The organism is Psychrobacter proteolyticus, assembly GCF_038155145.1.
Classification (GTDB): domain Bacteria; phylum Pseudomonadota; class Gammaproteobacteria; order Pseudomonadales; family Moraxellaceae; genus Psychrobacter; species Psychrobacter proteolyticus_B.
This window is the reverse complement of sequence record NZ_JBAKAY010000036.1, coordinates 1-262: the sequence shown is the minus strand read 5'-3', so window position 1 is coordinate 262 and position 262 is coordinate 1. Positions and strand designations below refer to the sequence as shown.

The 262-nt window shown below is 55.3% G+C and carries 1 protein-coding gene; it reads right to left on the bottom strand.

The window, feature by feature from the left end; all coding sequences use genetic code 11:
• Positions 1-54: 54 nt before the first annotated feature.
• On the bottom strand, positions 55-262 hold a 208-nt coding region (locus V6252_RS12910; protein ID WP_341610721.1), incomplete at its 5' end, for a hypothetical protein.

Here is a 262-nt window from a genome sequence, read left to right as displayed (position 1 = left end):
GCATTCCAGAGAAGCGTGATGTCGCCTGGGTGGATTCGCACCCGGTTCCGGCTGTCACAGCCATGACCAATTGGTGTGTAATCCAGGCGCAGGTGTTGCGTCTTGCTGCGGTCGGGTTTGCGACAGACATCGTCCTTGTGCTTGAGAGAAGGACTCAGAGCATTGACCAGTGTCTTGATCGAGTTCAGGAGCTTGCCATGCTGACTGAGGGGCTTGCTCAAGCCTACCTTGCGGCATAGCAAGTCCTCGTATACAGACGATA